At 60.1% G+C, this 25408-nt stretch carries 24 protein-coding genes and 2 pseudogenes; 13 read left to right on the top strand and 13 right to left on the bottom strand.

What is annotated here, in order from left to right; all coding sequences use genetic code 11:
• Window positions 1-86 precede the first annotated feature (86 nt).
• The 3 genes from J1G33_RS27115 to J1G33_RS27125 form a co-directional block, all read right to left on the bottom strand.
• Window positions 87-1115 (bottom strand): alpha/beta fold hydrolase, encoded by a 1029-nt coding sequence (locus tag J1G33_RS27115; RefSeq protein ID WP_032880185.1) that lies wholly within the window; start codon window positions 1113-1115, stop codon window positions 87-89.
• 176 nt (window positions 1116-1291) lie between these two features.
• A complete protein-coding gene (locus J1G33_RS27120) occupies window positions 1292-1597 on the bottom strand; it encodes a DUF6124 family protein (protein ID WP_046071914.1) in 306 nt (101 codons plus the stop codon).
• Between the two features lie 336 nt (window positions 1598-1933).
• Window positions 1934-2545 (bottom strand): transferase, encoded by a 612-nt coding sequence (locus J1G33_RS27125; protein ID WP_223019121.1) that lies wholly within the window; start codon window positions 2543-2545, stop codon window positions 1934-1936.
• Window positions 2546-2906: 361 nt separating this feature from the next.
• On the opposite strand from J1G33_RS27125, the gene J1G33_RS27130 reads away from it, so the two are divergent.
• The 3 genes and pseudogenes from J1G33_RS27130 to J1G33_RS27140 all read left to right on the top strand — a co-directional run.
• Window positions 2907-3281, top strand: a complete 375-nt coding sequence (locus J1G33_RS27130; protein WP_032880190.1) for an addiction module antidote protein — start codon at window positions 2907-2909, stop codon at window positions 3279-3281.
• 321 nt (window positions 3282-3602) lie between these two features.
• Window positions 3603-4238 carry a lytic polysaccharide monooxygenase auxiliary activity family 9 protein gene (locus J1G33_RS27135; protein WP_032880191.1) on the top strand — a complete coding sequence of 212 codons (636 nt, stop codon included), beginning with the start codon at window positions 3603-3605 and terminating at the stop codon, window positions 4236-4238.
• A gap of 40 nt (window positions 4239-4278) precedes the next feature.
• Window positions 4279-5280 (top strand): annotated as a pseudogene (locus J1G33_RS27140) (chitinase); the annotation flags it as partial.
• 197 nt (window positions 5281-5477) lie between these two features.
• On the opposite strand, the gene gudD reads toward J1G33_RS27140, so the two are convergent.
• Both gudD and J1G33_RS27150 read right to left on the bottom strand, forming a co-directional pair.
• Entirely contained in the window at window positions 5478-6803 is a 1326-nt protein-coding gene (gudD, locus tag J1G33_RS27145) for a glucarate dehydratase (protein ID WP_032880193.1), read from the bottom strand.
• 20 nt (window positions 6804-6823) lie between these two features.
• On the bottom strand, window positions 6824-8185 hold the full coding sequence (locus tag J1G33_RS27150; protein ID WP_223019122.1) for an MFS transporter: 1362 nt from the start codon (window positions 8183-8185) through the stop codon (window positions 6824-6826).
• A gap of 328 nt (window positions 8186-8513) precedes the next feature.
• Between J1G33_RS27150 and J1G33_RS27155 the strand changes: the two genes are divergently transcribed.
• The 7 genes from J1G33_RS27155 (at window position 8514) to J1G33_RS27185 (ending at window position 16048) form a co-directional block, all read left to right on the top strand.
• A complete protein-coding gene (locus J1G33_RS27155) occupies window positions 8514-9227 on the top strand; it encodes a FadR/GntR family transcriptional regulator (RefSeq protein ID WP_223019123.1) in 714 nt (237 codons plus the stop codon).
• Window positions 9228-9237: 10 nt separating this feature from the next.
• Entirely contained in the window at window positions 9238-9933 is a 696-nt protein-coding gene (locus J1G33_RS27160; RefSeq protein WP_223019124.1) for a tRNA (adenine(22)-N(1))-methyltransferase TrmK, read from the top strand.
• A gap of 67 nt (window positions 9934-10000) precedes the next feature.
• A complete protein-coding gene (locus J1G33_RS27165; protein ID WP_223019125.1) occupies window positions 10001-10627 on the top strand; it encodes a glutathione S-transferase in 627 nt (208 codons plus the stop codon).
• A 186-nt stretch (window positions 10628-10813) separates the two neighbouring features.
• Window positions 10814-12544: an OPT family oligopeptide transporter gene (locus J1G33_RS27170; RefSeq protein WP_223019126.1), complete on the top strand. Its 1731-nt coding sequence runs from the start codon at window positions 10814-10816 to the stop codon at window positions 12542-12544.
• 110 nt (window positions 12545-12654) lie between these two features.
• Entirely contained in the window at window positions 12655-13395 is a 741-nt protein-coding gene (locus J1G33_RS27175; protein WP_078821881.1) for a BPL-N domain-containing protein, read from the top strand.
• Window positions 13396-13533: 138 nt separating this feature from the next.
• Window positions 13534-14940 carry an amino acid permease gene (locus tag J1G33_RS27180; protein ID WP_032880200.1) on the top strand — a complete coding sequence of 469 codons (1407 nt, stop codon included), beginning with the start codon at window positions 13534-13536 and terminating at the stop codon, window positions 14938-14940.
• Between the two features lie 22 nt (window positions 14941-14962).
• Window positions 14963-16048: a GlxA family transcriptional regulator gene (locus tag J1G33_RS27185; RefSeq protein ID WP_032880201.1), complete on the top strand. Its 1086-nt coding sequence runs from the start codon at window positions 14963-14965 to the stop codon at window positions 16046-16048.
• Between the two features lie 19 nt (window positions 16049-16067).
• Here the strand turns inward: J1G33_RS27185 and J1G33_RS27190 are convergent, their stop codons facing one another.
• From J1G33_RS27190 to J1G33_RS27205, 4 genes are all read right to left on the bottom strand, one after another.
• Entirely contained in the window at window positions 16068-18905 is a 2838-nt protein-coding gene (locus J1G33_RS27190) for a TonB-dependent receptor (protein WP_223019127.1), read from the bottom strand.
• A gap of 96 nt (window positions 18906-19001) precedes the next feature.
• Entirely contained in the window at window positions 19002-19964 is a 963-nt protein-coding gene (locus J1G33_RS27195) for a FecR domain-containing protein (protein WP_223019128.1), read from the bottom strand.
• Entirely contained in the window at window positions 19961-20467 is a 507-nt protein-coding gene (locus tag J1G33_RS27200; protein WP_198716551.1) for a sigma-70 family RNA polymerase sigma factor, read from the bottom strand. The genes J1G33_RS27195 and J1G33_RS27200 overlap by 4 nt, the downstream gene beginning before the upstream one ends.
• Window positions 20468-20556: 89 nt before the next feature.
• A complete protein-coding gene (locus tag J1G33_RS27205; RefSeq protein ID WP_148852540.1) occupies window positions 20557-20937 on the bottom strand; it encodes a cupin domain-containing protein in 381 nt (126 codons plus the stop codon).
• Window positions 20938-21121: 184 nt separating this feature from the next.
• On the opposite strand from J1G33_RS27205, the gene J1G33_RS27210 reads away from it, so the two are divergent.
• Window positions 21122-21838, top strand: coding sequence for a class I SAM-dependent methyltransferase (locus tag J1G33_RS27210; RefSeq protein WP_223019129.1), 717 nt, complete (start codon window positions 21122-21124; stop codon window positions 21836-21838).
• Window positions 21839-21873: 35 nt separating this feature from the next.
• Here the strand turns inward: J1G33_RS27210 and J1G33_RS27215 are convergent, their stop codons facing one another.
• From J1G33_RS27215 to J1G33_RS27220, 3 genes and pseudogenes are all read right to left on the bottom strand, one after another.
• Window positions 21874-22239, bottom strand: a complete 366-nt coding sequence (locus J1G33_RS27215) for a hypothetical protein (protein ID WP_223019130.1) — start codon at window positions 22237-22239, stop codon at window positions 21874-21876.
• 665 nt (window positions 22240-22904) lie between these two features.
• A pseudogene (locus tag J1G33_RS28020) lies at window positions 22905-23160 on the bottom strand (hypothetical protein).
• A 32-nt stretch (window positions 23161-23192) separates the two neighbouring features.
• Complete coding sequence (locus J1G33_RS27220) at window positions 23193-23735, bottom strand: GNAT family N-acetyltransferase (protein ID WP_223019131.1); 543 nt, start codon at window positions 23733-23735, stop codon at window positions 23193-23195.
• A gap of 160 nt (window positions 23736-23895) precedes the next feature.
• On the opposite strand from J1G33_RS27220, the gene J1G33_RS27225 reads away from it, so the two are divergent.
• Window positions 23896-24129, top strand: coding sequence for a hypothetical protein (locus J1G33_RS27225; protein WP_003192651.1), 234 nt, complete (start codon window positions 23896-23898; stop codon window positions 24127-24129).
• Between the two features lie 6 nt (window positions 24130-24135).
• On the opposite strand, the gene J1G33_RS27230 is transcribed toward J1G33_RS27225, so the two are convergent.
• Window positions 24136-24630, bottom strand: a complete 495-nt coding sequence (locus J1G33_RS27230; protein WP_223019132.1) for a GNAT family N-acetyltransferase — start codon at window positions 24628-24630, stop codon at window positions 24136-24138.
• Between the two features lie 119 nt (window positions 24631-24749).
• Here J1G33_RS27230 and J1G33_RS27235 point away from each other — a divergent pair, with 119 nt between their 5' ends.
• Window positions 24750-25265: a GNAT family N-acetyltransferase gene (locus J1G33_RS27235; RefSeq protein WP_223019133.1), complete on the top strand. Its 516-nt coding sequence runs from the start codon at window positions 24750-24752 to the stop codon at window positions 25263-25265.
• Window positions 25266-25408 lie beyond the last annotated feature (143 nt).

Below are 25408 nucleotides of genomic sequence, written 5' to 3' on the forward strand. Positions count from 1 at the left end.
TTCAGCACGCCACGTTTTACCTGGAAGCGCGCGTTATCGTTGAGATTTTTCGCGAGCAAGCTCGCTCCTACATCATCAAACCCTGATCAACGTGCCAAAAACTGGCTGATCAACGTGATCACCTGCTGCTGGATAATCGGTCGTGGCCGTGCACCCGGCCCATCCTGACAAATGATGCTGTCGCCGGGCACATCCGCGTCGAGCACCGCCGCCGCGCCCGGTTTGCATTGCGACATAAAGCTGAAGTGATTGGCGTCGCGGATCTCCACGTACTGCGTCGAGGCGTTTGGCAACCGTTTGGCCATGTCGGCCGATTCCATCTGCGCCGGCAAATCCGCTGACGGTACACCGGCGGCGATCACCAAGGCCCGCACCGGCAGCGCCGCCAGACTTGCATCGGTAAACCCGCGCGACAGGCCCAGGTCCAAAGACACCACGGCGCTGACGCGCTTGTCGCTCAAGTCCGCCGCCAATTGCTCCTTCCCGTTCGCAGTGCCTTCAGGGTTCATCTCACGGTAGGCGGTACACGCGACCAACGTCGGATGAGCGCTGCAGTCCCGGGCAAACAGCGCCGGGTCAAAACGCGCACCGGCCGTCTCCATCACCGTCCAGCCTCCCAGGGAATGCCCCACCACGGCGATCCGGCCGCTATCCACCGCACCGAATGGCTCGGGCTGGGCCAATAGCGCATCAATGGCCCGACTTAAATCCCTAGGCCGTTGCCATAACTGCGCAGCGGCCTGTGCGCTGCGATCCTGGCTGGTAGTGCCCGGGTGGTTGACCGCCGCCACGATATAACCCTGCTGCGCCAACGCACTGGCCAGCCACGCCTGTTTGCCCCAATTGCCCCCGTAGCCGTGGGAGAGCACCACCAAAGGATGCTTGCCGGGCGTCGGCGCCGCATCGGGAACGGCCAGCACGCCGATGAACACCACATTGTCGGCGATCAGCTTGGGTTTGGCAGTGGCGGCGGCGGGGTACCACACAGCCATTTCCAGCGGGCGGTTGTTGTGGGTGTCTGGCAGGGTGGTGGTTTGAAAGCCGACGGGGCTGTCGCTGGCGAATGCGGGAGCGCTCAGGCACATCAGCAGCAGAGCGGCGAGGCGGGCTTTCATGCTGTTTTCGTCCTTGAAAGGGAGGGCGCAGCATGACCTGAAACGGTCGGTTCAGGTAGAGGGTCCAAGAGAAAGGGCGCCCACCAGGCTCCGAGGGCCTGACCGGCGCCTAGGCGCTGCCGAGTCGTCGTGAAGTCGATCATGACGACGCGGCGGTCTATCGGGTGGCTGCAAGACTAGCTAACCCTTGAAGCACTTTCCCTCGCCATCAATTTGTCCACCAACAAAACCCCCAATTCACTCAGCTGATGAATCGCCAGCGCGACATCGCGCTGTTTGCCTGACAGTTCATCCGACAGGTCAAGCAATAACGCTGTCACCGAGGAAAAGGTTTCGTAGCTATTGGCGATGAGCATTTCGTTGCTGGCGTCGTCGGCAACGCTGAACAGCGGTGAGGGAGGTGGTTCGGCGTGGGTGTTAAGGGATGCCTGATCAAGCTTGAGGTTTGGATCGTTTGGAGGGTTAGGCGTGACTTTATACATGTGTGTTGTACCTGTTTTAGGGCCAACACCTCATCGCTACTAAACGATGGGGTGGCGGCTGTACGCAGGTTAGTAGACCGGGGAAACACACAAAGCCGGCGCGCCCGAGGGCGCCCTGCGCACAGCCACCATCAAGCACAGACAAGAACATCTGATCGATGAGGCTCATGCACTTTATGTTGTCACTCGGGCTGCTAAACCCGATCACTGAGTTGTCAGCGACCGAGCCACCTTAGAGACGCCCATCCAAGCGCACAAGCCGGCGGATTCTGACGCAACTGTAGGCAATGGAGCAAGGTGGTGCAGAGCGCTGTAGGACATGTCTACGGGCTATCGCTACTCGTAGGCGAAATGGTCAATCAACCCCAAACGCGGAACACGACTGTTCGGCTTTAATATTGCGCCTGGAGCAATGACGGCATTCGCGCCGATTTTGCAGCCGTCGCCTACCAGGGCACCAAATTTGTTTACCCCTGTGTCGATCACATTGTCTGCATAGCGGATCTTGATATCCGCCCCATCCAACTCATTACGGTAATTGGCGATGATTGCACCGGCTTCAATATTTACCCCTTCGCCAATCAAGGAATCGCCGACAAAGTTGAAGTGTGCCAGCTTGCTTGCGGCCAGCATGAAGGTGCTTTTCAGTTCGCAGCTTGGGCCCACAATGCAATGGCTGCCCAGATAAACGCCGCCGCGCAGGTAGGCTCCCGCTGCTACAAATGCTCCTTCGCCGATGATAATCGGACCTTTCAACACCGCACCTTCTTCGACAATGGCACTTTCGTGGATGGCACAGTCTCCGTGGCGCCGGTAGCCCGTGCCGAGGCGTGACAGCAAGGCCAGAACCTGGTTTTCGCAGTCTTGAGATACCCGCCAAGCGGCGGGCTGCGTCACGCCAAGGGAGGGCCATTGAGCAATGAATGTAGTGATCTCAGGTAGCTTCATGCAGAGCGCTTCCGATGTCGGGGTGGGAGGGTAGAGCCCGCTGTGACGATAGGGTGGTGGGCTCAGGCGACATCTTAATAGCGTCTGCCCCGGTTTACTTAATACCAAAGAAAGTCGCGGGTCGCCGTTGTGCGCAAAAATGCTGCCTCAACGACAACGCAGTGCAAATGTGGGAGGGGGCTTGCTCCCGATTGCGGCAGGTCAGCCAACCTCTCAATGGCAGATACACCGCTATCGGGAGCAAGCCCCCTCCCACATTGGCTGTGTGTTGCTGGTTTTAAAAAAGCACTGGCAGATGCAAGATGTAGCCAGTAGGCTACAGGCGGACAAAAGATTCTCGATGCCCTGAGAGGTCAATGACATGAGTCAGTCAACATTCAAACCAGAGGACATGCCGATCCTCGAGCTGGATACATCCGGCACCAGCGCCTATGAGGCTTCACGCTTCCTTGATAGCCCGCAAACCATCAGTGCCTATCTTGCGCAAAGCATGGCGTGCCATGACCCGCAAGTCCTTATGAAGGCGCTGGCCGAGGTTGCCAAGGCCCAGGGTGTGAACAAGGTTGCCGAAGCGGCAGGGGTGAATCGGGAGAGCTTGTATAAAACCCTGAAAGGCGGCTCAAAGACGCGTTATGAGACGGTCCAGAAGCTGATGTTGGCATTAGGGGTGGAACTGACGGTGCAACCGATTGCCGCGACAACAATTAAAAAAACGGCCGTCACCGGCAAAACCTGATGGACCAAAAATCGGACGGTTTATTTGATTGAAAATAGATACGTCCCTTTTTGTCCACAGAGGGCTATCCGTTACGAAGGGATGATGCGATTTACGAGAGAAGCGGTGTTGATGCGCGCCTGGTCTTGTAGGAAATCGACCTCTTGCAGCGTAAGGTTATTCCCATAATACTGGTTATATATCCAGTGTTTTCAGGTCTTCGCGCTCATGAAACGAAAATGAGTGAAAAATGGGCCAGTGGCAAAAAAAAGCGACTCCGTTAGGTTGAGGTCCTCTCCTTCAAGAAAGGAGAGTTCTTAATCAAATCAATGGAGTCACAAAATGAACAAACCACAAACCCAGACACCGCTTCGCCATGGTCGTGTCACATCCCCTTCCAGCCGTGGTGCAGTCGCCGTGGATCTGGGCCTGCTGGAGACCTGGCAGGTCAATGAAATGGAAGGCGGCAAAAACTTCCCGGCACTGATGGCCGGTCCGTTCCCGGCGCCTTACCAAACCGACAGTGACAGCGTCACTCCACCAGCCGACGGCTTCATCCTCAGCGGTGGCAAGACCGATGCGCGTGACTGCATCAACTTCACCAACGAGGAAATGGCCAAGAAACTCAACCGCGCCTTCACCTGGCCGTTACTCAATGTCGAGCCGGGTCAGACCTTCAAGGTCACCTGGGCATACACCGCGCCGCACACCACCCGTGGCTATCGCTGGCTGATCACCAAGGATGGCTGGGATCCGAAACAGCGCATCACCCGCGCACAGCTGGAAACCCAGCCGTTCGCCGAAGACTTCTATACCCAGGTGCCGTACTACAGCCATGCCGGCGAACTGAAGGCCAAGGTCAATCATGAAGTGAAACTGCCGGCCAACAAGAAGGGCCAGCATGTGATCGTATTGATGTGGATCGTCGCCAACACCGGCAACGCCTTCTATCAAGCCTTCGACGTGGACTTCAAATAAGCCCGCGCCGTTAAACCCACACGTTCTGAAGGATTAGAACATGTCAAATATTGACTTTACCTCACTGAAATCGCCACTCAACGATGCCGCTTCGCTGATGCCCAGCATTGCCGGCAAAAAGATCCTCATGGGCTTCTGGCACAACTGGCCTGCCGGCCCGAGCGATGGCTACCAGCGTGGCCAGTTCGCCAATATGAGCCTGGCGGACGTACCAAGGGATTACAACGTGGTGGCCGTGGCCTTCATGAAGGGCAACGGTATCCCAACCTTCAAGCCGTACAACCTGTCCGACGCCGAGTTCCGTCGCCAGGTGGGCGTGCTGAACAGCCAGGGCAGGGCGGTGCTGATTTCCCTTGGCGGCGCCGATGCACACATCGAACTGCATAAAGGCAACGAACAGCCACTGGCCAACGAGATTATCCGCCTGGTGGAAACCTATGGCTTTGATGGCCTGGATATCGATCTTGAACAGAGTGCGATTGATTTCGCCGACAACAAGACTGTCCTGCCCGCCGCGTTGAAACTGGTCAAGGACCACTACGCCGGTCAAGGCAAACACTTCATCATCAGCATGGCGCCGGAATTTCCGTACCTGACCACCGCCGGCAAATACGTCGGCTACATCCAGGCGCTGGAAGGCTATTACGACTTCATCGCCCCGCAGTATTACAACCAGGGTGGCGACGGGATCTGGGTGCAGGAGGTCAACAATGGCAATGGCGCCTGGATTGCCCAGAACAACGACGCGATGAAAGAGGACTTCCTGTTTTACCTGACCGAAAGCCTGGTGAGCGGAACGCGGGGGTTTACCAAAATCCCGGCAGACAAGTTCGTCATTGGCCTGCCCGCGAACGTCGACGCGGCTGCCACCGGTTATGTGATCAACCCAACAGCCGTGACCCATGCATTCAAGCGTTTGTACGACAAAGGATTGTCGATCAAGGGCCTGATGACCTGGTCGGTGAATTGGGATAACGGGGTCAACAAAGACCACGTGCCCTACAACTGGGAGTTCAGCCGTCGTTATGGGCCGCTGGTCAATGGCACTGCTCTCTCTGGCCTTGAGGAGGATACGGCGGATCTCGAGGTCGCCAATCAGCAGTAGTGCAAAAGAGGCCTCTGGCAGACGTGCCAGAGGTCAAACAGCTAAGCTTCTGATCTGACTAAAATCCGATGCCTGTTTGGGCATCGGATTTTTTGCGTCACGCTCAAATTGCGCTGAGCGCTCCTAAAGCTGATTCACCGCACCAAGCAAGGCCGCTTGTTATCAAAGCCCCAACCCGGAATCAAGAACTGCATCGCCACACTGTCATCCCGCGCCCCAAGGCCCATGCCTTTGTACAGTTCATGAGCCTTGGCCACCGCGTCCATATCGATATCCACGCCCAGGCCCGGCTTGGCCGGCACCTTTACGTAACCCCCTTCAATCTTCAGCGGTTCGCGGGTCAGGCGCTGGCCGTCCTGCCAGATCCAGTGGGTGTCGATGGCGGTGATCTCACCTGGGGCGGCCGCGGCCACCTGGGTAAACATCGCCAGGGAGATATCGAAGTGGTTGTTGGAATGCGAGCCCCAGGTCAGGCCCCACTCGTTGCACATTTGCGCGACGCGTACCGAGCCCTGCATCGTCCAGAAGTGCGGGTCGGCGAGGGGAATGTCCACCGATTGCAGCTGGATGGCGTGACCCATTTCGCGCCAGTCGGTGGCGATCATGTTGGTAGCGGTTTTAAGGCCCGTGGCGCGACGGAATTCGGCCATGACTTCGCGGCCCGAATAGCCGTTTTCTGCGCCGCAGGGGTCTTCGGCGTAGGCCAGCACGCGGTGTTGGTCGCGGCACAGGCGGATGGCTTCTTTCAACGACCAGGCACCGTTTGGGTCAAGGGTGATGCGCGCATCCGGGAAGCGTTCGGCCAGCGCGGTGACGGCTTCGATTTCTTCATCGCCACTGAGCACACCGCCCTTGAGCTTAAAATCGTTGAAGCCATATTTGGCCTTGGCGGCTTCGGCCAGGCGCACCACAGCGTCAGCGGTCAGGGCTTTTTCGTGACGCAGGCGGAACCACTCATCATCGGCGTCGGCTTCGTTGCGGTAGGCCAGGTCGGTAGCGTTGCGGTCTCCCACATAGAACAGGTAGCCGAGCATTTTCACTGCGTCGCGTTGCTGGCCTTCGCCGAGCAAGGCGGCCACCGGCACTTCGAGGAACTGGCCCAGCAGGTCGAGCAGCGCGGCTTCCATGGCGGTGACGGCATGAATGGTGATGCGCAGGTCGAAGGTTTGCAGGCCGCGTCCCGCGCTGTCTCGGGACGCAAAGGTGCTGCGCATCTGGTTAAGCACGCGCTGGTACTGGCCAATCGGCTGACCGATCACCAGGCTGCGCGCGTCTTCCAGGGTTTCACGGATACGCTCGCCGCCGGGCACTTCGCCCACGCCGGTGTTGCCGCTGCTGTCCTTGAGGATGACGATATTGCGCGTGAAGTAGGGGCCGTGGGCACCGCTGAGGTTCAGCAACATGCTGTCGTGGCCGGCGACCGGGATGACCTGGAAATGGGTGACTACAGGGGTATTCATGGCAAGGTCCTTATATACGCTCAAAGGGGTTTGCTGATGGCGGCGCCTGAGGGTGCAGCGCTATGTGAGGTCTGCACGATAGAGGGCGACGTCTTGGCGAAAAACACCAGGATGGCCGCAAGCACCGAGGTGCCGGCCAGGCCATACAGCCCGCCCTGGATCGAGCCCGTGGTTTGTTCCAGAAAGCCGAAGGTGGTCGGCGCCACAAAGCCGCCCAGGTTGCCGATGGAGTTGATCAGCGCGATTACGGCGGCGGCGATGCGCACATCCAGGTAGCCCTGGGGGATGGGCCAGAACAGCGACGACGCGGACTTGAACCCGATGGCCGCAAAGCAGATCGCGACGAAGGCGAAGATCGGCCCGCCGGTGGTGGACATGAACATGCCGGCCGCCGCGATCAGCAGGGCCGCCGCGACCCAGGCTTGCTGGAACTTGAACTTGCCCGACAGCGACGCAAAGGCGTACATGGCAATGATGGAGATCAGCCAGGGGATCGAGTTGAAGAAACCCACCTGCACATCACTCAGGTCGCCCATTTTCTTGATGATGCTCGGCAGCCAGAAGGTCGCGGCATAGATCGTCAGTTGAATGCAGAAGTACAGAGCGCAGAACAGCAGGATCTGGCGGTCCTTGAGCAGCTTGCCGATGGTCGGTTTCACCGTGGTCAGGGCTTCACGTTCGCGCTGTTCCTGGTCGATGGCGCCAACCAGGGCGTCCTGTTCTTCGCGGGTCATCCACTTGGCATCATGGGGCTTGGAATCCAGCCAGAACCACACAAAGAAGCCCAGCGCCACCGAGGCCAGGCCCTCGATGCCGAACATCCATTGCCAGCCGTGCAAGCCAAAACCTTCGATCTGCAACAACGCACCCGACAACGGCCCGGAGATCAACGACGCCACCGCCGAGCCACTGAGGAAGATCGCGATGGCCTTGCCGCGCTCCACGCCGGGCAACCAACGCGTGAAGTAATAAATCACCCCGGGGAAGAACCCGGCTTCCGCCACACCCAGCAAGAAACGCAGGATGTAGAAGTGGGTTTCGTTCTGGATAAACGCCATCAGCGTGGCGACGATGCCCCAGGTGAACATGATGCGGGTCAGCCAGATACGGGCGCCGACCTTTTGCAGCAGCATGTTGGACGGCACTTCGAACAGCGCATAACCGATGAAGAACAGCCCGGCGCCGAAGCCGTAGGCCGCTGCGCCGATCCCCAGGTCATGCTCCATGTGCGTGCGCACAAAGCCGATATTGACGCGGTCGATGTAGTTGAGGATGAACATGACCACGAACAGTGGCAGCACATGGCGCTTCACTTTGCTCACGGCGCGGGCGAGCACTGAATCACTTTCGGGTACGGCAGATGCTGGGCTTGAATGGCTCACCATTTGAAAACTTCCCCCTGATTGTTTTTATGCGGGTTTGGTTGTTTTGTTGACAGACATCATACAAGTGCTTTTTCAGAAATCGCAATGCGCTGATGAGTGAATTTGTTTTTATAAGTACTTTGATTGACCAGTTGGTTCGGTTATTTAGGCGTTTTCATTGGTTGTCGCAGCGGGGCTCGCGTGGAGTGTTTTGAGCAGGTCAGCAATACAGTTGGTGAAAATTTGATGTGTTGTCATACAAGTTAAAGGTTTTTTGCTGCAAAAGGGCGGTGCTTCCGGGCAGGGTGATAAGCTTGCTCCTGCCCAACCCTGCGGACCTGTAGTCATGCCCATTGAAAGCCCAACGCCTGTGCGTAAACGCTCAACCAACCTGGCCCAGGGCGTGGTTGAGGCGCTGACCCAGCGCATCCTGCTCGGGCAACTCAAGCCCGGTGAAAAACTGCCGTCTGAATCCACCATCGTGCTTGAGCACGGAGTGAGCCGCACCGTTGTGCGTGAAGCCTTGTCCAAGTTGCAGGCGTCGGGGCTGGTGGAGACGCGTCACGGCATCGGCACCTTTGTGCTGGAGCAACACACGCAGCCGGGCCTGCGCCTGCATGTGGACACGGTCGCCAGCGTGCGCAACATGCTTGAATTACGCCTGGGCCTTGAGGTGCAGGCCGTGGCGTTGGCCGCCCTGCGCAGGAGCGAAGCGCAACTGGCCCATATGCGCCAGGCGCTGGACGACTACCAGGCCTCGCTGGCCAACAACGACAGTTGCGTGGAGGAAGACAAGCGCTTTCACCAACTGATCGCCGAGGCCACCGGCAATACCTTTTTTACCGACATCATGCTGCACCTGGGCAGTGCGATGATCCCGCGCACCCAGGTCAAGGACGCCGAACGCGGCGGCGCGGACTTTGCCCAGCTGGGGCAGTTGGCGAACCTGGAGCATGAGGCGATCTACAACGCCATCAAGCGCCAAGACCCGGACGCCGCACGGGCGGCCATGGTGCTGCACTTGACCAACAGCCGGGATCGATTTTCCGGGCACTCATAAGGAACCACCGTTGAACCAACACACCTTGTCCATGCGCCTTGAGCGTGTGGCGGCGCACGTGCCAGCCGGTGCCCGCCTGGCCGATATCGGCTCGGATCACGCCTACCTGCCGGTGGCGTTGATGCTCCGAGGCGCTATTGCGGCGGCAGTGGCGGGGGAAGTGGCCGCTACACCGTTTCACGCAGCCAACCGTACCGTGGCCGACAACGGTCTGGCGCAGCACATCACCGTGCGCCGGGCTGATGGCTTGGCGGCAATCGAGGCGGGCGATGATATTACTGTCGTCAGCCTGTGCGGCATGGGCGGCGAAACGATCCGCGACATTCTCGACAGCGGCAAGGCGCACCTCAATGGCCGCGAACGCCTGATCCTGCAACCCAACGGCGGCGAGCAGCCGCTGCGCCAATGGTTGATGGAGAACGGCTACCGGATCCTGCACGAGGAGCTGCTGCTGGAAAACCGCTTCTACTACGAAATCATCGTCGCCGAACGCGCCGATGCGGTCACCTATACCGCCGAGCAGCTGTACTTTGGCCCGTTGCAAATGCAGGCGCGTAGCGAGAAGTTCCTGGCGAAGTGGCAGCGTATAGTGCGCGAAAAACGCAAGACACTGGCCAGCCTCGAACAGGCACGGCAGGCCGTGCCCGAGCAGAAAGTGCAGGAGATCGTGCAGCAGGTGAAGTGGATCGATCAGTTGCTCGCCTGAGCCACATTCACGGCACTTCACCGCTACCCTGTAGTCTTCTCCTAAATCCCCCAAGGTGTTGCCCGCTATGATCACTGTTCACCACCTCAACAATTCCCGCTCACAACGTATCCTGTGGGTGCTTGAAGAACTGGGCCTGCCCTACGACATCAAACGCTACCAGCGCGACGCCAGGACCAACCTGGCGCCACCTGAACTCAAGGCCATTCACCCCCTGGGCAAATCCCCGGTGATCGAAGACGGTTCCCGCGTGCTGATCGAATCTGCCGCAATCATCGACTACCTGATCCGCCGCCACGGCAACGGCCAACTGCAACCCGACCCGGCCACCGACGCCTACGACAGCTATGTGCAATGGCTGCATTTTGCCGAAGGCTCGGCCATGCTGCCGTTGATGCTCAACCTCTATGTGGGGCGGCTGGGGGAAGCGGGTGCACCGCTGCATCCGCGGATTGAATCGGAGTTGGCCAACTACCTGGGCTACCTGAATGATGTGCTGGGGCGCACGCCTTACCTGGTGGGCGACGAACTCAGCGGTGCGGATATCCAGATGAGCTTTATCGGTGAAGTTGCCCAGGCCCAGGGCAAATTGCAGGCTTACCCGAACCTGGCGGCGTGGCTGCATAAGCTCCAGGCGCGGCCGGCTTACCGCAAGGCGGTGGAGCGGGGCGGGGAATATGCGTTCGCCAAATAGCCAGAGGTGAAGAGGACCAATGTGGGAGGGGGCTTGCTCCCGATAGCGGTGGGTCAGCTACAAAAATGCTGACTGACAGACTGCTATCGGGAGCAAGCCCCCTCCCACATTTGGAACCAGGTGAACCTTCGAGTCCTCCAGCGCTCACTTAAGAGGTGGCACTGGTTTTTCTCGAAAGGAATCTGCATGCACTCCACCTCGTCAATCCCGCCTGTAGAGCGTGAACTGAGCCTGCGGGCAGTCATCACCGGGATCGTGCTGGGTATCCTGCTGACCCCTTCCAACGTGTACGCGGGCTTGAAGATCGGCTGGTCGTTCAACATGTCGATCATCGCCTTGCTGATTGGCTATGGCATCTGGCAGGGCCTGGCCCGGCGTTCCGGCGAGCACCTGCCGTGGACCCTGCACGAGAGCAATATCAACCAGACCGTGGCCTCTGCCGCGGCGTCGATCATTTCCGGCGGGCTGGTCGCGCCCATCCCGGCCTATACCCTGCTCACGGGTAACCAACTGGCGGCGCTGCCGATGATCGCCTGGGTGTTTTCGGTGAGTTTTCTGGGGATCTGGATCGCGTGGTACCTGCGATCTTCTTTGCTCAATGACAAGGCGCTGAAGTTTCCCGAAGGCATGGCCACCCTGGAAACCCTGCTGCACATCTACAACCATGGCCGCGAAGCCGCCACGCGCTTGAAAGTGCTGCTCGGCGCGGCGCTGTTGTCCGGATCGGTCAAGTGGGTAGATACGTTTATGTGGGCCTTCCCGCGCTGGTCGCCGAGTCCCGCGTTGGAGCGCCTGACCTTCACCGCAGACCCTTCGCTGCTTTTGCTGGGGTTCGGCGGCATTATCGGCATTCGCGTGGGCCTGACCCTGCTGCTCGGCGCCTTGCTGGCATGGGGCGGGCTGGGGCCGTGGCTGTTGGCCAACGGCTTGGTGAGCCTGCCCGCCGACAGCAACGGTCCGCAATTTGCCGCGCTGGTGGAATGGCTGCTGTGGCCCGGCGTGAGCCTGATGGTGTGTTCCACCTTGGCGTCCCTGGCGATTCGCCTGTGGGCATTGCATCGCTCGACCCGGGCGTCTGGCGGCACGCCGTGGGCGATTCCCAAGCCCGGGCCTGCCGTGGGGTTTGCCTTGGCGATCGCGCTGGTGGTGAGCCTGCAAGCGCTGTTGTTCGGTATCAACCTTGGGATGGCGCTGCTGACCATTCCCCTGGCGATCTGCCTGGCCGCCGTGGCGGCGCGGGTGGTGGGAGCTACCGGTATTCCGCCGATTGGCGCCATCGGGCAACTGTCCCAGCTGAGCTTTGGCATTGTTGCGCCGGGCCAGGTGCCGATCAACCTGATGAGCGCCAACACCGCCGGCGGTTCGGCGGGGCAGTGCACCGACCTGATGAATGACTTCAAGGTGGGCAAGGCGATTGGCGCGACGCCGCACAAGCAAGTGATCGCCCAGATCCTCGGGATTTTCGTCGGCAGCATCGTCGGCGTGTTCGCGTACCTGGCGCTGATCCCTGACCCTCAGACCATGCTGCTCACCGAACAATGGCCGGCCCCGGCCGTCGCCACCTGGAAAGCCGTGGCCCAAACCCTGACCAACGGTTTGGATTCACTGTCCCCCAGCATCCGCTGGGCCATCGGCATTGCAAGCTTGTTCGGCGTGCTGCTGGGCATACTCGACAGCACATTACCCACACATCGCGCCCGCTATCTGCCAAGTGCGGCAGCCCTGGGACTAGCGTTTGTGTTGCCTGCGTCGGTGTCGCTGATGATGGCCCTTGGCGCGATCATGACCTGGGCCGTGAGCTGTCGCTGGCCGAGCGTGACGCAGCGCTTTGCGATCACGGCAGCGGCGGGGTTGATCGCCGGCGAGAGCATTACCGGCGTGGGCGCGTCGTTGTGGCAGATGCTGGGGAGTGGATGAATGGCCCACGTGGGTTTACAACTCTTCACGAATTCAAAAGGCTCATCGTTATAGGCTTGGCGCTGCGATCACTGGATCAAACCCATTCAACTGAGCGTTGAGCCTGCCCCATGAAACTGCCTGCCCTCGCTGCCACGTTTCTCGCCGTTGCTACGCTGCACCCTTTACCCGTGCACGGCGCAGGCCCCATCACCCATGTCGCCATCTACCGTGGCCCGGCAGGTTGCCCGGACTGCTCGGAAAACGTGAAAACCGCCCTGCAGCGTCTCAACCCCAATTACCAGATCGACTTCGTCGGCGCCGACGAACCCATCGACATCACGCCAGAGAACCTGGCGCACTATGACCTCTACGTGCAACCCGGTGGCGGCCAGGACATCCCGGCCGCTCTCGACAGCCTGGGCGATACACGTGCCGAAGCCATCCGCGCTTACGTCGCCAACGGCGGCCGCTACCTGGGCCTGTGCATGGGCGCCTACCTGGCCGACGACAACAACCTCGGCCTGATCCCTCAGGCCATTGACACCGAAGCCGGCCGCCCCGGTTTTGAAGTGACTGGTATCGACGATGCCGCCGTGCGGGTGACGTGGGACGGGCAGCCTGACCATGTGTTTTACCAGGACGGCCCTTACTTCCCCAAAGCCAGCGCCGCGGCACCGTACAAGGTCATCGCGACCTACCACAATGGCGACGTGGCGGCGGCGCGCTACACCTACGAACGTGGCGTGGTTGTTCTGAGCGGGCCGCATCCGGAAGCCGGGCGAGAGTGGTTTGAAAATGCCGATATCGAGCTGAGCAAGATGCCGCGTGGAGAGCTGTTCGGGTCGTTGATACGTAGCGCGCAAGAGTAGGGCGCCACGCTCGTCACTTCAGAGGGCCACCCTTGCAAATGTCGATATCAGACACGATGGCGGCGTAACCAGGCTACTTGCGCCTGGCCTCGGGCACTTAAGGTGAGGGTCATTGGCCGCCCGAGAACAACAAAAACAATGACTAGCCTCAACTGCAACGATTCCAACGGTCAGCTGGCGCAGGGCTTCAAACCGCGTCACGTGACCATGTTGTCCATCGCCGGCATCATCGGCGCGGGGTTGTTTGTCGGCTCCGGACACGCCATCGCCGCAGCGGGACCGGCGGTTTTACTGGCTTATCTGTTTTCCGGCCTGCTGGTGGTGCTGGTCATGCGCATGCTGGGGGAGATGGCGGTGGCACGCCCCGACACCGGCTCGTTTTCCACCTACGCCGACCAGGCCATTGGCCCCTGGGCCGGGTTCACCATCGGCTGGCTGTACTGGTGGTTCTGGGTGCTGGTCATTCCCATCGAAGCATTGGCCGCCGGGCATGTGCTCAACCAGTGGTTCCCTCAGGTCGATGCGTGGCTGTTCGCCTTGGTCTCAATCGTGTTGCTGGTGATCACCAATCTGTTCAGCGTGGCCAAATATGGCGAGTTCGAGTTCTGGTTCGCCATGGCCAAGGTGATTGCCATCGTCGGCTTTATCGGCCTGGGTTTCAGCGTGCTCATGGGCTGGATCCCGGATCGTGAAGCCAGCGGCTTGAGCCGTTTGATGGAAGAACACGGCGGTTTTGCCCCCAATGGCCTGTCGGCGGTGGTGGGCGCGTTCATTACCATCATGTTCAGTTTCATCGGTACCGAAGCGGTGACCATCGCCGCAGCCGAATCGAGCAACCCGGCGCAGAACATCGCCAAGGCCACCCGCTCGGTGATCTGGCGCATCGGCGTGTTCTACCTGTTGTCGATCTCCATCGTGATTTCCGTGGTGCCCTGGAACGACCCGCTGCTGGCGTCCGTGGGCTCCTATCAGCGCGCACTGGAACTGATGAATATTCCCAACGCCAAGTTCATGGTCGATGTGGTGGTGTTGATCGCCGTAGCCAGTTGCATGAACTCCTCGATCTACATTTCCTCGCGCATGTTGTTTTCCCTGGGCAAACGCGGCGATGCGCCATCGGCCCTTAAAATCACCTCGAAGGCGGGCGTGCCCCGGGCGGCGGTGATCGCCAGCACCATCATCGGTGCGGGCGTCACGTTGCTGAGCTACTTCATGCCAGCCGGTCTGTTCCAGTTCCTGCTCGCCAGCTCCGGCGCCATCGCGTTGTTGGTGTACCTGGTGATCGCGATCTCGCAACTGCGTATGCGTCGCTTGCTGCTTCGGCAAAACGTCGAGTTGACCTTTCGCATGTGGCTGTTTCCGTGGCTGACTTACCTGGTGATCGTGTTCATCTGCCTGGCCCTGGGGGTGATGATGGTGACGCCCGAGCACCGCACCGAAGTGTCCTCGACCATTGGCCTGGCGTTGGTGATTTCCTTCATCGGCCTGGTCACGTCGCGCCAGCACAACCGGGCACCCAAGCCGGTGGCGCTGGAACATTCCTGATCACGCCTGCGGGGTAGCGGTGATGGAAACCGAGGCACCTGTTTGCCAGACCATCGGCTTTTTGCTGCTGGACCAATTCACCCTGATATCGCTGTCGTGTGCGGTCGAGCCGCTGCGCATGGCCAACCAATTGGCGGGCGAAGAACTCTACCGTTGGCAAACCCTGAGCCTGGACGGCCAGCCGGTTTGGGCCAGCGATGGCGTGTCGGTGACCCCGGATGCGTGCGCGCAGGACCAGCGCGGCTTCGATGCGGTGATCGTGTGCGGCGGCGTCGGCATTCAACAGGCTATCAGCCCTGCGCTCATCGCCTGGCTGCGCAGCCAGGCGCGCTTGTACTGCAAACGTCTCGGCGCGGTGTGCACCGGCAGTTGGGCACTGGCCCAGGCGGGGTTGCTCGATGGCTTCCAGTGCAGTGTGCATTGGGAGCTGATGGCGTCGATGCAGGAGGCGTTTACCCGCGTCAAGGTCAGCTCCAGCGTGTTCACGCTCGATGGCAACCGCTTCACCAGCTCCGGCGGCACTGCACCGCTGGACATGATGCTGCACCTGATCGGCCGCGATCACGGGCACACGTTGTCGGCGGCGATTTCCCAGATGTTCGTGTACGAGCGCATTCGCAATGAGCGCGACCACCAACGCGTGCCGCTCAAGCACCTGCTCGGCACGCAACAGCCCAAGCTGCAAGAAGTGGTCGCCCTGATGGAATCCAACCTGGAAGAACCCATCGACCTCGACCAACTGGCCGCCTATGTTCACGTGTCCCGACGCCAGTTGGAGCGCATGTTCCAGAAGCACCTGTACTGCACGCCATCGCGCTATTACCTCAAACTGCGCCTGACCCGTGCGCGTCAGTTGTTGATGCAGACGCCGATTTCGATTGTCGAGCTGGCGGTGATTTGCGGCTTTGTGTCCACGCCGCATTTTTCCAAGTGCTACCGGGACTTCTTCGGCGTGGCGCCCAGCGATGAGCGCTCGGACATGCGCCTGCATCCGCCGCCTGAGCTACGGCCCGAGGTGCAAGCCCGGGCCCCGCAAAGGCCCAGGAATGCACTGGAGCAGGCGCGCGACGAGCCGACCTTTGCCACGGTGCAGATTCAGCGGCGCTAAGGCGATGCTCAGCTTAGCGTCAGAATGTTGTCTGTAGACCCACCCTGAGGGTTCGGCCCGGTGCCGGCATAAAGCTTTGCGCCAGCGGGTCCAGGTAGTAGCGGTCGGTGAGGTTTTGCAGCGAGACATTCAGTTGGGTGTGGTCCTGCAATTTGTAGTTGAGGAACAAGTCCACCAGCGTCACTTCGCGATAGACCAATTGTGGCGTGGTGGCGCCTGTCTGCCAGGGTTTATCGGCGGTCACCGTGGGGCCGGAGGTGTAGGTGATGCGCGTGCCGACCGTCAGCGACTGGCCGAAAAAGCGCACGCCGGTGGTCAGGTTGGCGGCAAAGCGTGGCGGGTTCTGGGTGTTGGTGTAGGAGCCCATGAAACTGCCGGGCGTGCAGTTGGGCGTCTGGCTGGTGTCGCGATAGCGGTTGCTGCTGGCACGCAGGCGAGCGGCGAACGCCGAGTCGCAGGTTTGGGTCTTGAGGTAGTAGGTGGATGACAGGTCGGCAAACACACGGCCGGCATCGTAATGGGACTGCAACTCCAGGCCGCTGGTCTTGAAGCTGTCGGTGTTGCTGAATTGCATCTGGCCCATCAGGCCGGGGCTGGGGTCGTAGTAACGGGTGATGTAGTTTTTGATCGTGTTGTTGAAGTACGCCAGTTTGATCGCCGCCTCATCGTCAGCCACAAACAGGCCTTTTTGGAGGGTGCTGGCGCCGATTTCCCAGTTGCTCGAACGCTCGGGCTTCAAGCCTTTGCCGGGTAGGGTTTGTAATACGCCCTGGCTGGTCTCGAACAGCGACGGCATCCGCAGGCCCTGGGTGTAAGAGGCGTAGACGAAGGTGTCGGGCGCCACCTCCAGATTGATGCCGAAGGCAGGCGCAAATGCACCGCCGCTGTTGCGGTTTTTTCCGGAGTAGTCATAACCGCTGACCACTTCGCCCACTTGGGGCTCATACACCGTGGTATCCGTGGCCCCGAAATCGTTATAGCGCGGGCCCTCAAATGGGTAGTTGGTGTTACTGAAAACGATGCCGTTGTTCAGGCGCGGGTCGGTAGCGTCGGTGTAGTCCCCGTTCATGTCGGGGAACCAGAGCATGTTGCCGTAGGCCCCGGCGTTCGTGGCTGACACGTAGCGCAACGGGCGCTCTTCCCGGCGCGCCGTTGAAAGCGGCACATGGTCTTGTGTGCGGTAATAGGTATAGCGGCCACCGCCCCATAGTGTCAGGCGGTCCACGGGTTGGTATTCGAGCTTGCCGTTGAGGTTGAATTCCTGGCGTGAACCATCGCGCAAACTGCGGTTGGCGTTGATGTCGTGCTGGGTGGTGACCACGCCTTTTTGCGGGCGCAGCTCTTCGACCTGGAAGCCACCGCCCAAGTCCAGCTTGAGGTCACCATAGTCGCTGGTGAACCGTGAGGTATTGGCCAGGTCACCGCCGATGCGACGGTTGGCCTGACGGCTCCAGTTGCGGTCCGAACGGTAGGCTTGGGAAGCGGGCGCGAGCACTGAAGTCAGTTGGCTGGTTTGCGCATCGGTCATCCACAGGCTGGTGGTAAGGTCCACCAGCGGGTTGTTGGTGGGCAGGTAATGGTAGCGCGCGGTATAGGTGTCGATCCGGGTATGGCCCAGCGGGTACTGGTAGATGCCGCCGGTGCCGAACCGAAAAATATCCGACGGCATGATCTCGCCGATGTGCCCGTTGTAGCGCTGGTAACCGAGGTCGAAGGTGTGTTCGTCGGTGGGGCGGATGGTGGTCTTGAGCAACCAGGATTCAGTCTCGGCTGACGAGTTCAGCACTTCTTCGCCGGCGTTATAAGTGCTGGCCACTGTGCTTTCTTCGTCGCCATAGCGGTCGTAGGTACGGTAGCGATCCTGTCCCTTTTTGCCGGCAAAATAGTTGCCTTGATTGCGGTGGGCGTAGGCTGCGACCACATCGAACAGGTCATGGGTGTAGGCAAACGCGGCGCTGCCGGATTCGGCTTGGGAACCGAACAGCCCGCCACGGTTTCGGTGCGGTTCGGCGTACAGGCTGCCCTCGGATGAGTGACCGTCGCGGTAGGCGGGCGCAACGCCGTTGTTCCACGCCTCGCCCTTGAGGCGCAGGCCGATGTTTTGCCCATCGCGCAGAATGTCTTCAACCCCCAGGGTGCGCATTTTAACCGTGCCGCCGATGGCGCTGGAGTCAACGCTGGGGCCCTTGTCGATGGTCACGTCGCTGATCAAATCCGGGTCGATGTAACTGCGCTGTTGGGTGCCGGCATAGCCGCGATACACATCCAGCGCTTGCTGCGCGCCATCCACCGTAACCGCCACGCGGCTCTGGCCCTGGATGCCGCGGATGTTCACATCCAAACCGCCGCCGTTGCGGCTGTCGCCCACCTGCACGCCGGGCTGGCCTTTGAGCAGGTCGCCGGCGGAGATCACGCCGAAGCGTTGCATGTCCTCACCGGAGATATACACGGAGGAACGCGGCGCCGAATACACCTGCTGTTTCTGCGGGTCTTCGCCGGTGACTTTCTGCGTGGGCAGCGCAAGCGCCGTGCCGCCCGGGTACAGCTCGTAGCTGCCATCGGCCAGGCGCTGATAACTCAAGCGCGTGCCTTCCAGCAGCCGTGTCAACGCGGCTTCGGTGGTGAAGTCGCCGGTCAGGCCCTGGCTGCTCTTGCCGGCAGTCAGCGTGGCGCGCCCCGCCATGCTGATGCCCGCCTGCACGCCAAAGCGCGAGAGCACCTGGTCCAGCGTACCGGCGTCGATGTGGAAGTGCTGGCGCTCATCGGCTGCCAACACCGCCGCGCCGTACAGCGGTTGCAAGCCAAGAAACAGCAGGCCGAGCGTGCGGCTGCGCAGAACATGGAGGGGGGAGGTCATGCAGGGCTCCTGAGGGTGAAGGCCCACCTGTTTCGATGGGTTATTCCCATAGGCCAAGCGACGTGGAAAAAACTGCGCTGTATGACAAAAATATTTTCAGGCTGGCACCACGGTCACCCAATAGCGCGTGCGCCGCTCAATGCGCACCGGCAGCGCTTGGGCGAGCAGGGCCAGGGCTGCATCGGTATCGTCGAGCTGGAAACTGCCGGTAACGCGCAAGCCTGCAACGGTTTCGCCACAGCGCAAAATCCCTGGGCGATAGCGCGAGAGTTCGGCCAGCAGCGTGTCCAGGCGCATGCGTTCGGCGGGCAGCAAACCCCGCAGCCAGGCCTGGGCGAGGAACCCATCGACAGGAGCCGGCGCGGCGATACCCTGGCTATTGACCTGGGTACGCCAGCCCGCGTCCAGCCGCAGGGGCAGTTGGTGGCCTCGCGCATGCACCTGCACCAAGCCGCGCAGGACCGTCACCTGGGTACCCCGGCGGTCGTGGCGCACCAGCAGATGAGCGCCCGGGCTATGCAGCGTCGCGTCGGGTGTCAGCAGTTGCAGCGCCCGCGATTCGACGGGCGCGTCCAGGGCCATCTCGCCTTCGACCAACTGCACGCTGCGCTGTGCGGCGTTGAAGTCCAGGTTGACCGCGCTGGCGGTGTTCAGCCACAACGAACCGCCGTCGGCCAACCGCCATTCGCGCCGCTCGCCGGTGCCAGTGCTATAAGTGGCCAACGCCGAACGCACCACGGTGGACTGCGCACCCTGCCACGACAGCCCGCCGAGCAGGCCGACGGAGAGCAGCGCCTTGAGCACCTGGCGGCGCTGCTGTGGATCATTGCCGGCAGCTTCCAGCGCCCGTCGCGTGGTGGCATCCGCCAACAGCGTCGCTCCAGGTTGCAACGACAACGGCAAACTGCTGACGCGCTGCCAGGCGTATTCATGTTCGGTATTGGCTTGGCGCCATTGCTGCAAAGCCAAACAATCGGCAGCGTTCATCAGCCCGGATTGGCTTTTGACTAGCCAGTTGATGGCGCTGTCGCGGACCTGCGGATCAACCGGCAGGCTCATTCAAAACGACTCGCGTAACACACGCTGAACGCCTTGCCCATGGCCCGCTGCACCTGAGCCACGCTGAGGTTCAGCTGCGCGGCGATTTGCGGGTAGGTCAAGCCGTCGAGCTGGGACAAGAAGAAAATCCGCCGCACCGGCATCGACAGCCCCACCAGCAATGAGTCGAGTTGCAGCAGGGTCTCGATGGTCAGCAGTCGCTCCTCCGGCGAGGGCTCCAACGCTTCGGGCCGAGCGGCCAGTGCCTCCAGGTAAGCGCGTTCAATCGCCTGGCGCCGCCAGCGATTTATCAGCAAATCATTGGCAATCTTGGCCAGAAACGCCATGGGCTGGCGCAGCTCGCCCACCTCCTGGCGCGAGCACAACACGCGCACGAAGGTGTCGTGGGCCAGGTCCTCGGCATCGGCACGGTGCCCCAGACGTCGATGCAACCAGCCCCGCAACCAGGTGCGGTGGCGGATATACAACTGCTCGACCGGCGAGGCGGTGCTGTCGTTGAACATGTGAGATTCGCTTGGCTTAAATGATAACTCTTCTCATCTTATGGGTTTTGGTTAAGGGTTGTACAGCGCTAAGCAGCGTACGCCTGCGCTCAAATCCACTGATCGTTGACTGCCGTCCGCTCTCCGCCTTCGTGTCCGGTGTTCAAGATGCCCCTTGGCTCGATCATCATCAGCCTGGCTTCTCCCTCGGCGGCGGTCCTGTGCTCAATGCCACGCGGCACCACATACAACTCACCCGGCTTCACATACACCGGGCCATCCGGCAGGTCGATACGCAGCGTGCCTTCGAGCACCAGGAAGGCTTCATCGGTTTCGGGGTGCGAATGCCAGATGAACTCGCCCTCGATGCGCACCACCTTGAACTGGTAGTCGTTCATTTCGGCAACCACTCTTGGGCTCCATTGTTGGTCGATGAGCGAGGCTTTGTGCGCGAGGTTTATCGGTTGGGCGGGTTGCTGTAGGTGAGTCATGCTGAGCCTTCCTGTCGGTGAGAAGGCCAGACTATCCGGGCGACAGGTCAGAGGCTTGTACGATCCTGCAACCCCTCCACTCGCACGCCCCCGCATTCCCCATGGGAATGCAGCACATAACATTAATGAATTTTTCTTGCTGCCACGGTTAACGTAATTTGCGTCAAGGCCACGGAGAACCGCCTTGAACTCATCCTCACCCAACCCTGCTGACAAATTCGATACCTCAAGAGCCAACGAGTACGCACGACAAAGCCGTATCGCATTGGCGGGCTATGACGCGTGCCAGGACCTGGCAGCGTGCATGCTGGCGGCAAGCCTTGGCGATACCCCTTCGGCCAAGGTACTTGTGGTCGGCGCTGGCGGTACGGCGCAAGAGATCATCGCCATGGCCAGCCTTGAACCGGGCTGGCGTTTTATGGCGGTTGATCCCTCCCAGCCGATGCTGGACGCGGCAAGGCAGCAGTTGGAAGCCAACCACTTGCTTGATAGAACCACCCTGCATCTCGGGCAGCTCGAAGACCTGCCAGCAGACGCGTCATACGACGCCGCCACCTTGATCGGTGTGCTCCACCATCTGGAGGGTGACGACGCCAAGGACCGGATACTGCGATCGATTCGGGCGCACCTGAAACCGGGGGCACCGCTGATCGTCGCGGGCAATCATTATGCGTATGCCAGCCAGCCGTTGCTGCTGGCGGCGTGGGGGCAACGGTGGCGTCAGCATGGCGCCAGCTCGGACGAAGTAAAGGCCAAGCTCGGCAAAATCCTTCAAGGCGCTGACCCGCCCCATTCCGAGGCCGCGGTTCAGAAGCTGTTGCACGACGCCGGCTTCGGCGACGCGACCCGTTTCTTCAGCAGCCTTTTCTGGGGGGCTTGGTTGACGTGCAAGGTGGGGTAGCGATGTTCCCCTTGCTCAACAACCCGTGGCGCGATTCAGATCGCTCGGAGAGTAGCCAGCCGCCGACGCCAATCGCCGCCATGCCGAAGGTGGCATTCCTCTTCGGAGTCGAAACTGACGCAGCGGGCGATGTTCGGGACGTGCACGTCAGAGTCATCCAGCGCGGCGGTGGTCAGCTCGCGCATACGGGCGTCTGCCCCGGTTGCGAGGGCGTGAGCCTTACTCGCAAGGCTGTCGAATACCCAGATCACCCGCAGGCTTTGGGGGAAGGCGCGGTAGTCGACTGTGTGGGTCAACCAGTCGAAGCCCGGGATTTCCGCCTTTGCGATCTCGCAGGCGTCGGTCAGGGCTGCAATGAGACGGCGTTCGATACGGGCGTGGTCGCGTGAGGCAGGCGGCATAAGGGAAATCCGTGAATTCTGGGAGTGGGTTGGGGGGGCAGGCGAGAGGCTGATCAGAGCATAGGTATCTACACAACTTCGGCACGACGCTAAATCTGTGGCGAGGGAGCTTGCTCCCGTGACGGCCTGACAGCCGATGCATGTCCATCTGACGCTCCGAAATACAAATGTGGGAGCTGGCTTGTCGGGTCGCCGCATCGCTGCGAAGACGGCCTGACAGCCGACGCCAATCTACCTGACACCCCACGATCAATTGTGGGAGCTGGCTTGCCTGCGAAGACGGCCTTACATTCGACACCGTGATACCGAGTACATATCCATTCCTGCGGTAACGGCCACCTAGGGTTCCGCTCTGACAGCGGCTCACTTTTGAAAAGCGCAAAAGTAAGCAAAACGCTCTTGCCCCACCACTCGGCACCTCGCTTAGGCTCGGTGTGCCCGAACACAGGCTTGAATCCGTGGGCCGCCGCCACGCGCCATCCATGGCGCGGGGCGGCTAACCCGGCGTCCTGCCGGGTTACCCACGAATTCAAGCCTGCGTTCGGCCAGCGTGGTTTAACGGGGCGCCTAAGATCAAGATCAAAAGCAGATCAAGATCAACAGCGGCTCGCTTCGCATCGTGGTTACCGCTGAGCGCTACAGAGTTGTGTAGATACCTATGCTGATCAGAGCGGGCGCGATTGAAGCGAGGGACGCAAGCGTTGCCACTCATTCCAGCAGTCCTCGGCAACGATATCCGGGTAACCCCGTTCTTGTTCCATCGCCAACGCGGTGGAGAAGGTTACCGCAATGCAAGTGGCCTGGTCGCGGAGATCGCAGACTTCGACTTCTGTTTAGGGGGGCGCCTTTTTTCGATTCGGCGGCCGTCAGCACGGCGGCAAGGGCGGGGACAAAAACCAGGCAGAGGGGCTCGGTAGACATCAGCTTTTTCCTGAGTAGGGTGGGTGGTGCGCTTATTCTTCAGGGTTGATCAACGATCTCAACGTATGGTCCTCCCAAACGCCAGCAATCTTCAGATAGGCTCGCGCATAACCTTCCTTTTCAAACCCCAGCGACTCCAGAAGGCGTTCACTTCGCACATTGCGGGGCAAATGATTGGCCATGATCCGGTGAAGCCCCAACTGCTCAAAGCAATGCCGGTTAGTGACCTGAAGTGTTTTTTTCATCAGGCCACGGCCTTGGGCAGATTCCGCCAACGAGAAGCCGAGATGACAGGCCTGAAAAACGCCCCTCACAATGTTCGTGTAGTTACACCGCGCTAGAACCTCTCCGCTCTCGGGTTCAAGCAAGAGGAAACACAGAGCGTTGCCAGCCTGCATATTGTTTACCTGCTGCTCGACCCTGGCCTTGGCGTTGCCAGTGGTGAAGTATTCCTCGTCCCTGAGCGGCTCCCAGGGTTGCAGATGCCTGCGGTTGACGCTTTCGTAACGGCTGATCCTCTCGAAATCGTCGCGGCACAATGGCCGAAGGCAGTAGCCCTCAATGCAATACTCCATAAACCGCTCCAGATTTATCAATTCCCCAATCTGACTGCATAGCCGCAAAGAATAGCGCCGTTGCGCGTAAAGCGACCCCTTTCATGGCAAACAGGTCTACCATGCCAGCCCCGGCAGTGGTTCCACTCGCTCCCGAACTCCATTTTTCAAGGTAGCGATAATGTCCATCGACCAGATCTCCCTCCCCAAAGGCGTCGGCCCCCACGCCGCCAAGCTGCTTGACGCTATTACTGGCGCCTCCACCCATGAAGAACTTAACCGTGCTGGCGGTAAAGCCGAGGGCTTTGTGCTGGGGCTGGAGGCCACCAAGGCGATCAAAAGCCAAATTGCAGAGTCGTTGTACGTGGCGTATGACGACGCGGCGAGCAATCGGGCTGGTGAACTGAAGGGCTAGTACAAGTCAGCCCATGGTTCCGGAATGAGCGCCAATCGCCGGAATAGGCTGACGAACATAATAATTGTCGAATTCACTGCTTTCGATGAACTGGAAGCCATGGCGGGTATAAAAGCGATTCGAAGCGCTTTCCTTGAGAGCCCCCACCTTAATAGGAAGCGCAGCCGCATCCGCCTCTTTGAAAACCTGAGTGAGAACAGCGGACCCTACCCCTGACCCTTGCGCGCTCGGCCTGACATACAAGTGGTCGAGCAAGAGTTCATTGCGGTGATGTTTGACCACTACGAAACCCACCCGCTCTCCAGCTGCCTCGATATAGCGTGTGTCGCGAGCTTCAAAGCCACCAAGAAACCGCTCCCGCGCACGCACAGGGTCAAATCGCCCAACACGCTCCAGACTTTCGCGCATGGCCTCAATTCGAATGGCTACAAGATTATCCAAGTCGCTTTGTTGAACTGGGGCCAAAATGATCGGGGAATTTTGATTGGGTGCGACGGGCATATTGTGTGCTCCAACTACCATCCTGGGGGCCCAGTATAGAGAGCCTGATACTGATGAAGCGACCCGCATGGTATGTTCACGGCATAAATGGAGTAACGGCCCCCAGGAAGGAAATTGCAATGCCAGTGGACACCCACCCAATCCGCATTCTCTCGCAACGCCTGAGCATCGAGCCCTTCTGCGAGCAGGACGCTGTTGAGTCCTTCCCTTGTATCACGCCGACTCTGACTCGCTACATGTCCTGGGAACCGCCTGCCTCGCTAGAAGAGTACGCGCAAGTCTGGGGACGGTGGCTGCCTGCGATAGCGGATGGCAGCGATATTGTGTTTACGGTCAGGGAGCGGGTGAATGCTCGTTTTGCCGGCTTGGTCGGGCTGCACCATACCGGCAGTGAAACACCGGAGTTGGGCATCTGGATCCGTGAAGATAAACATGGGTTGGGGTTTGGTGGTGAAGCGGTGCGGGCGGTTGTTCAGTGGGCTAACAAACGGTTTGCGGCAAAGCACTTTATCTACCCTGTTGCGACGCAGAATCGTGCGAGTCGGCGTATTGCCGAAACTTTGGGGGGAGTTGTCATTGAGAGGCGGATGTCGGAAAAATATGAGTCGGTTGTGTATCAGATACCGGTGGTTTAACTCTGGGTATCAGGTTGGTCGGAGGCCTGCTTTCGGCCGATTCTGTTGAAAAAGTCGGATTTTCAGATTGCCTGAACTCAAGCGCGACCACCACTGGAGAACCTACTCACCACATTGAGTGGTTTTTCGGCCCTTCGGTGACC

Source organism: Pseudomonas sp. P867 (assembly GCF_019891455.1).
GTDB lineage: Bacteria > Pseudomonadota > Gammaproteobacteria > Pseudomonadales > Pseudomonadaceae > Aquipseudomonas > Aquipseudomonas synxantha_A.